This window comes from Marixanthomonas ophiurae (assembly GCF_003413745.1).
Classification (GTDB): Bacteria; Bacteroidota; Bacteroidia; order Flavobacteriales; family Flavobacteriaceae; genus Marixanthomonas; species Marixanthomonas ophiurae.
Window position 1 is genome coordinate 1,631,244 of record NZ_QVID01000001.1, and the last position, 13,158, is coordinate 1,644,401.

12 protein-coding genes are annotated in these 13,158 nt (G+C 34.9%); 3 read left to right on the plus strand and 9 right to left on the minus strand.

The genetic code is table 11. From position 1 onward, the window contains the following. Window positions 1-82: 82 nt before the first annotated feature. Entirely contained in the window at window positions 83-1,096 is a 1,014-nt protein-coding gene (lpxK, locus tag DZ858_RS07470; RefSeq protein ID WP_117158939.1) for a tetraacyldisaccharide 4'-kinase, read from the plus strand. On the opposite strand, the gene DZ858_RS07475 is transcribed toward lpxK, so the two are convergent. The 6 genes from DZ858_RS07475 to DZ858_RS07500 form a co-directional block, all read right to left on the minus strand. Further along, the gene (locus DZ858_RS07475; protein WP_117158940.1) at window positions 1,093-3,348 is read right to left on the minus strand and encodes a response regulator; all 2,256 of its coding nucleotides are present in this window, start codon (window positions 3,346-3,348) and stop codon (window positions 1,093-1,095) included. The two genes, lpxK and DZ858_RS07475, sit on opposite strands and share 4 nt — an antisense overlap. A 31-nt stretch (window positions 3,349-3,379) precedes the next feature. After that, entirely contained in the window at window positions 3,380-4,381 is a 1,002-nt protein-coding gene (gene gap / locus DZ858_RS07480; protein ID WP_117158941.1) for a type I glyceraldehyde-3-phosphate dehydrogenase, read from the minus strand. A gap of 10 nt (window positions 4,382-4,391) precedes the next feature. Next, the gene (gene lipA, locus DZ858_RS07485; RefSeq protein ID WP_117158942.1) at window positions 4,392-5,264 is read right to left on the minus strand and encodes a lipoyl synthase; all 873 of its coding nucleotides are present in this window, start codon (window positions 5,262-5,264) and stop codon (window positions 4,392-4,394) included. 97 nt (window positions 5,265-5,361) lie between these two features. Continuing rightward, the gene (locus tag DZ858_RS07490; RefSeq protein WP_117158943.1) at window positions 5,362-5,928 is read right to left on the minus strand and encodes an RNA polymerase sigma factor; all 567 of its coding nucleotides are present in this window, start codon (window positions 5,926-5,928) and stop codon (window positions 5,362-5,364) included. After that, window positions 5,919-7,013: a glycosyltransferase gene (locus DZ858_RS07495; protein WP_117158944.1), complete on the minus strand. Its 1,095-nt coding sequence runs from the start codon at window positions 7,011-7,013 to the stop codon at window positions 5,919-5,921. The genes DZ858_RS07490 and DZ858_RS07495 overlap by 10 nt, the downstream gene beginning before the upstream one ends. 55 nt (window positions 7,014-7,068) lie before the next feature. Continuing rightward, window positions 7,069-7,272 carry a membrane or secreted protein gene (locus DZ858_RS07500; protein ID WP_117158945.1) on the minus strand — a complete coding sequence of 68 codons (204 nt, stop codon included), beginning with the start codon at window positions 7,270-7,272 and terminating at the stop codon, window positions 7,069-7,071. Window positions 7,273-7,365: 93 nt separating this feature from the next. Here DZ858_RS07500 and DZ858_RS07505 point away from each other — a divergent pair, with 93 nt between their 5' ends. Continuing rightward, on the plus strand, window positions 7,366-7,977 hold the full coding sequence (locus tag DZ858_RS07505; RefSeq protein WP_117158946.1) for a fasciclin domain-containing protein: 612 nt from the start codon (window positions 7,366-7,368) through the stop codon (window positions 7,975-7,977). Here DZ858_RS07505 and murB read toward each other — a convergent pair. Together murB and DZ858_RS07515 are read right to left on the minus strand one after the other, a co-directional pair. Beyond that, window positions 7,974-8,987 carry a UDP-N-acetylmuramate dehydrogenase gene (gene murB / locus DZ858_RS07510; protein WP_117158947.1) on the minus strand — a complete coding sequence of 338 codons (1,014 nt, stop codon included), beginning with the start codon at window positions 8,985-8,987 and terminating at the stop codon, window positions 7,974-7,976. The two genes, DZ858_RS07505 and murB, sit on opposite strands and share 4 nt — an antisense overlap. Further along, window positions 8,987-10,180, minus strand: a complete 1,194-nt coding sequence (locus DZ858_RS07515; protein ID WP_117158948.1) for a pyridoxal phosphate-dependent aminotransferase — start codon at window positions 10,178-10,180, stop codon at window positions 8,987-8,989. Before DZ858_RS07515 ends, murB begins: the two co-directional genes overlap by 1 nt. Window positions 10,181-10,310: 130 nt before the next feature. On the opposite strand from DZ858_RS07515, the gene DZ858_RS07520 reads away from it, so the two are divergent. Continuing rightward, a complete protein-coding gene (locus DZ858_RS07520) occupies window positions 10,311-11,633 on the plus strand; it encodes an aspartyl protease family protein (protein ID WP_158548357.1) in 1,323 nt (440 codons plus the stop codon). On the opposite strand, the gene DZ858_RS07525 is transcribed toward DZ858_RS07520, so the two are convergent. Beyond that, window positions 11,628-13,148: an OmpP1/FadL family transporter gene (locus DZ858_RS07525; RefSeq protein ID WP_117158950.1), complete on the minus strand. Its 1,521-nt coding sequence runs from the start codon at window positions 13,146-13,148 to the stop codon at window positions 11,628-11,630. The two genes, DZ858_RS07520 and DZ858_RS07525, sit on opposite strands and share 6 nt — an antisense overlap. Between the last annotated feature and the right edge of the window lie 10 nt (window positions 13,149-13,158).

Genomic DNA, 13,158 nt, shown 5'->3' on the forward strand with positions numbered 1-13,158 from the left:
TATTTGAAAGAATTTGTTTATGATTTCATTTTAATTTTAAATCAATATGGTTCATATTCATGGTAATTAGTACTTTCGTTGTATGAAAACACTGCGCACCTTATTATTCCCTTTTGCTGTTTTGTATGGTTGGGTAACCGGTTTTAGAAATTATCTGTACAATAAAAATATTCTAAAAAGCACAGAATTTAATTTACCTATAATTTGCGTGGGGAATCTTTCGACAGGTGGGACGGGAAAATCCCCTATGATTGAGTTTTTGATTGAAACCTTACAGAACGACTATAAAATAGCAGTGTTAAGCCGCGGTTATAAACGGAAAACATCAGGCTACTTAGAAGTGTTACCCTCACACACTGCTGAAGAAACCGGAGACGAACCACTTCAGTTTAAAAAGAAATTTCCAAATGTAACCGTTGCCGTTTGTGCCGATAGAAGAACTGGGATTAAACAGCTTCAGAAAAAAACAGAAGTGATTTTGCTAGATGATGCGTTTCAACACCGAAAAGTAAAAGCCGATACCAATATCTTGTTAACGCCTTTTCACGATTTGTATATAAACGATTATATGTTGCCAACAGGTGATTTGCGTGAGCCAAGAAGTGGTGCTAAACGAGCCGATATTATTGTAATTACTAAATGCCCCACCAAAGTACCGTATTCAAAACTGCAGGAAATTGAATTTGTAATACCTTTGCAAAATCATCAAAAAATCTATTTTTCTACCATTGGATATGATGATACAATTTATGGGAAAGCAGAAAGCCTCCCATTAGATTACCTAATAGATAAAAAATTTACTTTGGTTACGGGTATTGCCAATCCTAAACCATTAGTCGATTTTATGAAAAACAAAAACTTTCAGTTTACTCATATGAAATATGCAGATCATCATCATTTTTCTTCAGAAGAAATTGAAAGATTAAAAAAAGAAGAACTTATTTTAACTACTGAAAAAGACTTTATGCGTTTACAGCACAAAATCGATAAATTTGCATTGTATTACTTACCTATTACCACGAAAATAAAGAACGGGCAAGAGCAATATTTTAAAGAGTCCATCTTAAAGCGAGTTGAAGCAAAATTTAAAAATTAACTATCAACCGGTAATTTTTTGTTTTTAATAGTACGGTAAATTTTCTCGAAGAACTCTTCAGTTTTAAAGGGTTTTGGAATTATATCATTAAAACCAGCACGGTAAAAATCATCTAAGTTTTCATCAACAGTAACTGCAGTTAAAGCAATAATTGGAATTTGCTTATCGAAGTCTCTTATCTTTTGTGTTGCTTCAATACCGCTAATACCCGGCATATGGATGTCCATAAGGATAACATCAAATTTATTTTCTTTCACTATTTTAATGGCATCCATTCCGTTATCTGCAACCATACACTTCATATGATTTTTTTCTAGTATTTTCTTAGTAATCATTTGGTTGATTTTGTTATCCTCAACCACTAAAATAGATTTGTTTTCCAGTGCTACGTAGTCTACGTCGTAAATAATATTGTTTGGGTTTTTATCTTCTTGGGCTTCTTCAGAAACGGACAGTGTTAAGTTAAACCAAAACTTAGAGCCTTTACCCAATTGGCTGTCTAAATTTATTTTACTGTTCATTAATTCGAGTAAGTTTTTAACAATGGAAAGCCCAAGACCAGTACCACCAAACTTCCGGTTAATTTGAAGGGATCCTTGAGAGAATGTTTCAAAAATACTTTTCTGTTTTTTGCGTGAAATTCCTACGCCATTGTCTTCAATTTCAAAGTGCAATTGTATTTTATTTTTCTTTTGCTCCAAGCTCTGAACACGAACGGTAACATCTCCATTTTGTGTAAACTTCAATGAATTCCCAATTAAGTTTATTAAAATTTGGGATAGCTTTAAAGGGTCGCCAACTAACTTATTAGGAATACTTTCGTCAAACTCTAAATGGAGCTTGTTCTTTTTGTCGTCAGCAGATTTTTTGAGTGCAACCAGCACATCGTTAATCCGTTTTTTTAGATTAAAAGAAGTTCGTTCAAGTTCTACTTTGTTAGCTTCTAGTTTATTGAGGTCTAATATGTTATTAATTAAAGATAGTAAGTATTCTCCTGAAAACTTTAAAGAGTTTAAGTGCTCCTTTTGGTGGTCTTTAGGGTCTTCTTCAAGCAATAAGTGTGTGAGACCGGTTACGGCATATAAGGGCGTTCTTAATTCGTGTGTTATTGTAGATAAAAATTGTGCTTTGGCCAAAGATGCTTTTTCGGCTTTCTCTTTCGCTAACTGTAATTCAGTGTTTTTATCTTTTAATAAGTTGTTTGCCTTTGCTCGTAAGTTATTGTTTTTATAGAGTGATAATGTTAGTAGGGAAAGTATTACAATTAGTGCGATACTCAAACCAGTGGTCATTTGAGTAAACTTGATGGACTTTTGCTTTTTATCTAGGTCATCTTTTTGAGTGGCGATAATTTCATTAAGGTCTCCAACATTAGACTCTACATCTACTCCTTTTGAAACAGCATCCATATATGTTTTGTAGAGCTCTTCACTCTTTTTTTCGTAGAGGGAAAGATTTTCTTCAGATTTTTTATAATCATTCTCTTTAAGAGCTATATACGAAATGGTTTTATAACTATCTGTTTTTAATTTTGTAAATGAATTAGTGTCTATTATGGTAAGAGCTTTATCTAAGGAAGCTTTTGCTTTATTAAGGTTGATTGATTGAGGACTGCTATTTAAGTTTATAAATGCTTCAGCCTTTTTTAAATGTACTTCAGCTTCTTTATAACTAAAATTATTATTTTTTAATAAAGGAATAGCAGCATCAAAATAATTTATGGCAGACTTATAATTCTTTTTTTGTAAATCTAATTGGCCCAAGCCTGAAATAACTTGTCCTTGACCAGCTTCATCATTTGATTTTATGAATATTTTGTAGGCATCTTTTAAATAAAGTTCAGACTCAGTATAATTTCCAGTATTAAGTAGTATTAATCCTTTTAAGGTGTATGCTTTAGCAATTTCCTTTTCATTACTGTAAAGGGTTTCTATAAGGGTAATAGATTTATTTATTTCTTCGGAAGCCTTTTGAAAATTCTGAAGATGATAATGCAGTTCTGCAATGTGGTACCGAATGTCCGACTTTAAAAGATCGTCTTTAGAATTTAGTGCTAATTTATTAGCTTCATTAAGTTTTAAAATGGCTACATCAAAATCTTGTTTGTGGATAGCTTGAATGGCTTTTTCTCGGGTTTTTTTTATTAAAGCAACCGTATCTGTTTCTTGCTTTTGTGCCATAACGGCTGCTGCCGTTAAAAATAAGGTGAAGAACAATGGTAACCACGTATGTTTAAATAATGCTTTGTGCATTTTATAATTTGTACTTTAACGCTAAATATAGTTATTTAATCGAAACCTGTAAGATTAAATCTACTATTCTCGATGAATATCCTCTTTCATTGTCGTACCAGCCAATTATTTTTACCATTTTCTCGCCAATTACCGAAGTCATTCCAGCATCAAATATACAAGAGTGTGTATTGCCCACAATGTCAATAGAAACAATAGGGTCTTCGGTGTATTGAAGAATGTTTTTTAAACTGGTTTCTGAAGCTATTTTGAACGCTTTATTAATTGCTTCAATTGATGTTTTATTTTTTACATTAATGGTAATATCGCATAAAGAACCGTTAGGCACAGGAACCCGAATACCACATCCGCCAATCACTGAAGCCAAATCGGGAAAAATTTTGGTCAGTGCTTTTGCAGCTCCAGTGGTGGTAGGAACAATGGATTGTGCCGCTCCGCGTGCTCGACGTAAATCCCTATGGGGTTGATCGTGCAAGCTTTGGTCTGTTGTGTAGGAGTGTACAGTTGTAATGTAAGCTTGTTTAATTTCGCAAAGATCGTGGATTATTTTAAGCATAGGTGCCGCATTGTTAGTGGTGCACGATGCATTTGAAATTATAGTGTCACTTTCATCCAAGATATCATCGTTAATACCGATCACGACGGTTTTTATATCATCTTCAAGCGGAGGAACCGAAAGAATGACCTTTTTTACATCAGCCTTTATATGTTTCTCCAACTGTTCACGAAGTTTGAACTTGCCAGTGCTTTCCACCACAATATCAATACCGTCCCAATTAATGTCGTCAATATTTTTTTCAGAAGAAAAACGGAACGACGTATCGTTAACTAATATGCTTTTTTCAGTATACGAAACCTCTCTATGTAACACGCCGTGAATACTGTCATACTTAAGCAAATGCGATAGCGTTCTGGCATCGGCCAAATCATTAATGGCAACGACATTAATTTTTGGATGATCGAGTAATAGCCTAAAAAGATTTCGGCCTATGCGCCCAAAGCCGTTTATACCAACTTTAATAGATTTTGACATAACAAACCATTTATGTTAAGTGTTTTTGGGCTTTATATGAAGATCGTACCAAAGCACCACTTTCTACGTGACGAAAGCCCATTTCAAGGCCTATGGTTTCATATTTTTTAAATTGTTCTGGGGTGATAAACTCTTTTACAGGCAAATGCTTTTTAGAAGGTTGTAAATATTGACCAATGGTTACAATATTCAACCCAACGGAGCGTAAATCTTCTAGCGTTTCAATTACTTCGTCTTCTTGTTCGCCAAGACCCAACATAATCCCACTTTTGGTACGTTCAATCCCTTGTTGCTTTAAATAGTTTAAAACCTCCAGGCTACGCTCATATTTTGCTTGTATACGAACCTCTCGGGTTAATCGTTTTACCGTTTCCATATTGTGCGAAACCACTTCTGGCTTTACCGCAATGATACGATCTATGTTTCGGGTTTCGCCTTGAAAATCTGGTATAAGGGTTTCTAGAGTGGTATTGGGATTCATACGGCGGATTGCTTTAACCGTTTCAGCCCAGATTATAGAGCCCATATCTTTTAAATCGTCACGATCTACTGAGGTAATCACAGCATGTTTAATGTCCATTAATTTAATAGAGCGGCCTACTTTTTCAGGCTCGTCCCAATCTATGGTGTCTGGCCTTCCGGTTTTTACACCACAAAAACCACATGATCGGGTACAGGTGTTTCCCAAGATCATAAAGGTTGCAGTTCCTTCGGTCCAGCATTCGCCCATGTTGGGGCAGCTTCCGGAGGTGCAAATAGTGTGAAGATCATACTTATCAACCAATCCGCGTAATTCAGTATATTTTTTACCAGTTGGTAATTTTACACGTAACCATTTTGGTTTTGGGGTTGGTTTTGTCCGTTGCAATGTTTGTGTGCTCATACGGAACAAAGATATAAATAATTATACCTGTTTTTAGGTGTTGTAAGTTAAAATCAAAAGTGATTTTTTATCACTAAAAACTCATTTGATTTTTAGTTTAAGAATTTTCAGTAATGATTTCAGCTAATAACTTCCGTGCTCTTAACAAACGGACTTTTACGTTGCTTAATGGCTCGTTTACTTGCGTAGCGATTTCATTATAACTCATTTCCTGGAAATAACGAAGGTTGATAACCTCTTGATAGGGTGTTTTTAATTGTTTTATATATCGAAGCAATTCGGTCAAGTTTTGCTCTTTTATTAACTTATCTTCAGGAGTAGGGGCGTGGTCAGCTATTTTTTGGATATGCTCCTCAGAAGTGTTGGTGGTATTTTTATATAATGAAGCATTTTTTCTTCGGCTTTTGTCTATCTGTATGTTTTTTGAAATAGCCACCAGCCAGGTGCCAAATTCATAGTTTGGATCAAAGGTTTCAATTTTATCAAACGCTTTAGCGAAGGTCTCTATTGAAATATCCTCAGCTTCGTATTCACTTTTTACACGCTTTAATTGAAAGCCGTACACTGTATTCCAAAAAGTATCTAATAAGAATTTAAAAGCACTTTGTTTGCCATTTTTAGCGTGTTCTACTTTATTAATAATATCTTCTTTCGTTACTTCCACCGGCTTTGTTTTGTTCTGCTATTCGAAATAAAGATACTCATTTGGTGGCATACTAAAAACAGTTCGAAGAATGGAATAAATGGGGTAAGATCGCTTTCCTTCAGTTTTTTGGCAGCTTTTCCAATGATTATGTACTGACAAATAAAACGAAATAAAACTAGGGCGAGTGCTATTTTCCAGTTAGCAACTATAAAAGAAATAATAGTTAAAATCCAAAACAACAAGTTTGAAGTGTAAAACAATCCTAATAAAAATTTATGAAGGGGTTTATAATGTTTGGCGGTCGTAATGTGTCTTTTTTTCTGAAGCCACCATGCTTTCCACGATTTCTTGGGAATGGAATAGGTGAATGCATTTTCTGAGACACAAATAGCAGTATTTTTAGGAGTGGCGGCTTCGTTTACAAATAAATCGTCATCCCCTGAAGGCAATTTAATATGCGACATAAAGCCTTTGTTGTCATAATATAATTTCGCGGTGTAAGCTAAATTACGACCTACGCCCATATAAGGCATATTGGCTTTTGCATACGAAAAGTATTGTAGGGCGGTCATCAAAGTTTCAAACCGAATTAATCGGTTTAATAAACCACTGCTTTTTTGATAGGCTCCATAACCTAAAATAAGTCGTTTTTCTTCTGAAAAGCAAGCCGTCATCGTACTAAGCCAATCTTTTGAAGCAGGTTCACAATCGGCATCGGTAAAGAGTAATCGTTGATTTTTAGCGCGTTTAAGCCCTAAGGTAAGGGCGTATTTTTTATTACCCCAAAAGGCTTCGTTGTTCTTTACTTTTACAATCTGAATTTTAGGATTTTCAGCTTGAAAAGACTCCATAACTTCTAACGTATTGTCGCTTGAAGCATCGTCAATTAAAATCAATTCAAAATCAGGATGATCTTGTTGCAGCCAAAGTGGAATGTGTTTTTTAAGGTTTTCAGCTTCATTTTTTGCGCAAACAATTAAAGAGACTGGATATTGTTTTTCGCTTTGTGGTATTGAAGAAGAAAGAAACGAAAATTTTGAAAAAAGAATATAAAAGCCACAGTTAATAAGTACCACTGCAGCGAGTGCGTAGAGTAGCACCATAGACTATTTATTTAATGGTTTAAGCAACGCTTTCAGCAAAACTTACTTTAAAGGCTTATTTATGGGTAGGTTCAGAGCAATTTTCAAATTCATCTGGACTTTTTCCACAAAATCCACAAGGTTCGCCTCCTTTGTTTAAAAAAGGACTTTGGCTGGCACAGGTACCGGCAAATTCACCGTCTTTTTTGCCCCATATTTTAATGGCTATCCCTGCAAAAGCCAACAATAACAATACAACTGTAATAAGTAAAATTCCCATAACTAACTTTTATAGTGCAAAAATACAATCTTTCTTGTGGATGTGGTGTGATTTTAGTTAATTTTAGCGTTAAATCCATCTAAAAAAAGATATATGAATGTATTAAAACCCCTACTATCTATTTGTATCATAGCTTCTATAACCCTTGCTTGTAAAAATGATACAAAGGAGCCTGTAAAAATAGAAGAAGATGTTGTGAAAACAGCTCCGGAAAAAGTAAAAAAAGTTAAGAAAGAGCTTACTGTTGCCGAAAAAGAACAACTAAACAGCGTTATGTCTAAATTAATGGTAACCGATGAAACGAAAAATTTTGCAAGTGCTTTGGTAAGCAGCGGTCTAACTGATATGCTGTCAAAAAACAAAGGCCCCTATACTGTTTTTGCTCCTTCTAACACCGCTTTTGATAGCATAACTAATGAAAAGAGAAGAAAAATTTTAGATCCTAAAAATAAAGAAACGCTAAGCAATTTGCTTAAAAACCATATTGTGGAAGGCGAAGTGGATTCTTCTACGTTGCTTCAAAAAAGTAAAGGAAATTCAAATACATTTAAAACACTTGGGGGTTCAACATTGACTATTAAAAAACAAGCTAGTGATCTTGTAATTGTTGATGCTAATGGAGCAAAAGCTGTTTTAGGTAAAAGTGATATAAATGGTTCCAACGGTTTGGTGCACGTTATTGATAAAGTACTTTCGTTGAATTAAATAATATTAACTTCGGGCTCTATATAAATATCAAATTTGTCTTTCACAGTTTGCTGAATGGTAAGTGCTAGTTTCCAGATGTCATTGCCAGTTGCATTTCCATAATTAACTAGTACTAAAGCTTGCTTTTTATGGACACCGGCATCGTTAAATCGTTTGCCTTTAAAGCCAGCTTTTTCTATGAGCCAGCCAGCCGGGATTTTATATTCATTATCAGATATTTCGTAATAAGGGGCCTCCGGATTTTGTATTTTGAATTCCTGAAATTTCTTTGAATTGACCACTGGGTTTTTAAAGAAACTCCCGCTATTCCCTAGTTTTTTAGGATCTGGTAATTTAGATTGTCGTATCTCAATAACTGCATCGGAAATATCTTTGATAGATGGATTTTCAATACTTTTTTCAGCTAATTGTTGTTGTATAGCACCATAACCAGTATTTAATGTATGGTTTTTTTTGGTGAGCTGAAACGTAACGGAAGTAATAATGTATTCGCCTTTAGCTTCGTTTTTAAAAATAGAATTTCGGTATCCGAAATTACAATCTTCTTTAGTGAAGCTGCGTTCTTTACCGGTAGCTATCTCGATAGCATCGCAGCTTACAAAAGTGTCCTTTAATTCAACGCCATAGGCCCCAATGTTTTGGATAGGGGCCGTTCCTACATTTCCAGGGATTAAAGATAGGTTCTCCAGTCCACCGAAATTATTTTTAATACAATATTGTACAAATTCGTGCCAGTTTTCGCCAGCCATGGCTTGAATAGTTGCTTTGTTGTCTGTTTCAGAAAGAACTTTTTTTCCTTTTAGGTTAAGGTGGATCACCAATGCATTAATATCTTTGGTAAGTAGCATATTACTGCCACCACCCAATATAAAGCGGTTGTCAAATTTTTCTTCTGAAAGAATTTGTTTTAACTCTTCAACCGAAGTGACCGCAACAAAATATCTGGCGGAACAGTCTATCCCAAAGGTATTAAAATCCTTAAGCGATTTATGTTCTTCAATTTGCATTAATTATTAGGGTATTGTTCAAGTGCAGTTTTAAGAATTTCTACGGCTCTTATAAGGCTGTCCTTTTTTAATACATAGGCAATACGTACTTGGTTTTTACCTACACCTGGGGTGGAATAAAATCCTGCAGCTGGTGCTACCATTACCGTCTCGCCATTTAGGTCAAAATCTTCTAGTAACCATTGCGCAAATACGTCACTATCCTTTATGGGTAGTTCGGCAATACAATAAAAGGCGCCTTTAGGAGTGCCAACTTTTACACCTGGAATTTCATTTAATTTTTCAATTAGCAGATCACGCCGTTCTTTGTATTCCTTGGTTACGTCATCAAAATAACTTTGTGGTGTTTGTAAGGCAGCTTCGCTGGCAATTTGTGCAAATGTTGGAGGGCTTAATCTCGCTTGGGCAAATTTTAATGCGGTACTAAGTACTTGTTTGTTTTTAGTGACTAAGCACCCAATTCGAGCCCCACACATACTGTAGCGTTTTGAAACGGAGTCTATGATGATTCCGTGTTCGGCCATGCTTTCTTCTTGAAGAATAGAGTAGTGCTTTTCATCCCCATATACAAACTCGCGATACACCTCGTCGGCGACCAAAAATAAGTCATGTTTTTTAGCGATTTCGGCCAGTTTTTTAATTTCTTCTTTAGAATATAGATAGCCTGTTGGGTTCCCCGGGTTACAAATTAATATTGCCTTTGTTTTTGGAGTGATCAATTTCTCAAATTCTGAAATAGGAGGAAGCGCAAAATTGTTTTCTATTTTTGAAATAACCGGAACAATATTAATTCCCGAAGCATTTGCAAAACCATTGTAGTTAGCGTAAAATGGCTCTGGTATTATAATTTCATCATCAACATCGGTAATACTTCCCATAGCAAAAAGTAATGCTTCACTACCACCTGTGGTAACAATAATTTCGTTGTATTCTACAGGGATATTTTGTTTGTGATAATAGGCTGAAATTTTTTTACGGTAGCCTTCAGAACCTTCAGAGCGCGTATATGCTAAAATATCAAGATGATGCAGTGAAACAGCATCCATGGCAACTTGCGGTGTTTTAATATCGGGTTGGCCTATATTTAAGTGATATACTTTTTTATTTGCTTTATAAGCTTTTTCGGCAAATGGCACCAGTTTTCTTATTGGCGATTCGGGCATGTTTTGCCCTTTTACGGATACTTTAGGCATAGCGTATGTTTTAGCTAGCAAAGGTCTGAAATTAATTTATAAATACATACCTCGGGCAGTAAACTTTCGGTTATTTTTTTTATCTTGATATAGCTTGAAAGCATTAAAATATATACCAAAACTTATCATTTTGTTTGGCCTGTTGTTATATGCCAATACACTTGTTTTTTCCCAGGGCTCGTTTCGTCTTCCAGAAGGGGATAAAAAGGATAAAATTTCTTTTAACCTAGTCAATAACTTAGTAATAATACCTGTAGAAGTCAATGGCACAACACTTTCTTTTTTGTTAGATACAGGTGTTAAGTCTACTATTATCTTTAGCTTAGATAAACAAGATTCTGTTGAATTAAAAAGTACAAAACCTGTCAATTTACGGGGGCTAGGTGAAGGAGGAGTTCTTAAGGGGTTGAAAAGTGAGAATAATGTCCTTAAAATTGGAGATGCAGTAAGTGAAGACCATACAATCTTTGTGATTTTTGAAAGTTCCTTGAACTTGTCTTCTAGGATGGGGGTTTCCATAAATGGTATTGTCGGTCTCGATTTCTTTAAAAATTTTATAGTTAAAACCAATTATAGGACCAAAAAAATAAAGTTTTACAAACCGGAAACGTATTCCTACCGAAAATGTCGCAGATGCGATATTTTCGATTTGCATTTTTATAAGGATAAACCTTACATAGATTTTGTTGTACAATTAAATAATGCTAAAAAACAAGATACGGTTACTTTATTATTAGATAGTGGGTCTAGTGATGCCATGTGGTTGTTTAACACAAAGGGGTTTTTAACCGAAGCGCCTAAAAATTATTTTGAAGACTTTCTAGGACTAGGATTAAGTGGTCATATTTATGGCAAAAGATCGAGGTTAAAAAAAGTAACTGCAGGTGACTTTGAACTTGATGATGTAAATGTCGCTTTTCCAAATAAAGAGGCTACAGAAAATTTAGAATTATATATAGAGCGTGATGGCAGTTTGGGGGGTGATTTTTTAAAACGTTTTACCGTAACCATGGATTATCCCAACAAAAAGGTTATGCTTAGGCGAAACAGTAACTACAAAGATCCTTTTAATTACAACATGAGTGGGTTAACACTGGAACATGACGGAGTTGAAATTTTTACAAAAAAAAGTAACAATAGGGAGGTAAAAAACTTCAGAGATGAGTTTACTAATAAAATAGATAATGCATCATTTAATTATTTTACTAGAACCGAAATACTTTTAGTGCCAAGATATATAGTTGTAGAAATACGAGAAAATTCCGCAGCAGAAAAATCGGGAATAATTAAAGGAGATGAAATCTTAAAAATAAACGGAAAACCAGCCCATGAATATAAGTTGTATGATTTAAATGCTATGTTTTCTTCCGAAGAAGGAAAAAAGATTGATTTGGAAGTAAGAAGGGGTGATCGGGTTTTTAAGGTGCGCTTTAGGCTCGAAAAAGTTTTATAATTTAAGTCCGAAAGTAAATACAAAGTTATTGTTTATGGTATTAACCAATGCACGATCTGTTAATCCAACATTATAAAGTTGTTGTTGTCTTTCCTGCTCTGTTCTAACGAATGAAGCATCTACATAATAATTCCCAAACGAATACCCGAAACCTAATGAATACCCGTTTAAATCATCCATAATTTGTTTATTGCTATAAGGGCTTTCTTCATAACGATACCCTGCTCGTAAACTTAATTCACTTAAGCGGTATTCGCCACCAACTCTAAAAGTTGAAGCACCCTGAAGTGTGTTGCCAATAAAAGAGTTTTCTGCAGCAAAAACTGGATCTGAAGTAGGTTTAAATGTAATTTCAGAATAGTCTTTATATGAATAATCAAAGCTGATTAATCCACTTTTTCCGAAAATATAAGCCGCACTTGCTGCTACCTTTCCGGGGGTTTTTAAATTATAATCTTCATAAATATTTAATACGTTGGGATCTATCACAGCATTGCTGGTTTGACCATCTACTGTTCTTTGAGTTTCTAAATATTGGGTGGTTTCTTCAGAAATTGTAAACCACGTTGGAGTGTCGTATGTTAAGCCAAGTCTAAGATTATTGGCAACTTTAGCAATAGCACCAACTTGAGCAGAAAAGCCAGAGCCTAATACAGAAAGGTTGTTTTCAAAACCAATCTCATTTACGGAGCTACCTTGGTTGTTATTGCCTTCAAAAAGAAAAGTGCTTTGCTTATAGTCTATGATGTGTGAATTTAGATTTATTCCGAAGAAAAAATCGTCTGTATATTGTGTGGCTAGGTTTAAGGTGTATTTCCCGCTATAGCCTTCACTAACCAATGCGTATTCTTGGTTGAAACTCCCAGGAGCTACATTTGATATATATTGCGTGTTATTTGAATTATTAGGATCTGCTGGGTCAAAAATAAAGCCTTGATATCCTAAAAAAGCATTTTGAGCACGGGTACCTTGGTTTTCACCTAGGAAGCTATATAAATCTGAGATACTTTCAGACCCTTGAAGTTCTAATAAATTTAAAGGAAGGCCTTGTGCTTGTTCTAAAAAATAGTTTGAAATGGAGTTGTTTCCCGTTCCAGCTATATATAATTCATTGTCGAAATTTTGAGTGTTATTGTAATTAATTCCCAAAGTGAATTTTTTCCAATTTGAATTTTCGTCTACATTGTCAAAAACAAAAACTCCACCTACTTGATTAAGGTTTACATCGCTACTAAGGCTTTTCGCCAACGTTCCAAAATAGAGTGTTTCGTTGTCTGTGTCTGTAACGCCTGCTGAGATGCTCGCTTCGTTTCGTAGAAAAACGGCTCCGCCAGCGGGATTAATTGCAATAGCTGATAAATCACCACCTAATGCACCAAACGCACCGCTTAATGCATTAAATCTAGCTGTACCAGTTGTGTTTTCTTGACTGTATCGCAGGCCGTCAATAATGCTTTGTCCATTAGCTGTAGTCATAGCAATGACAGTTATGAGTAAGAGAATACTTCTTTTCATATTACTTATT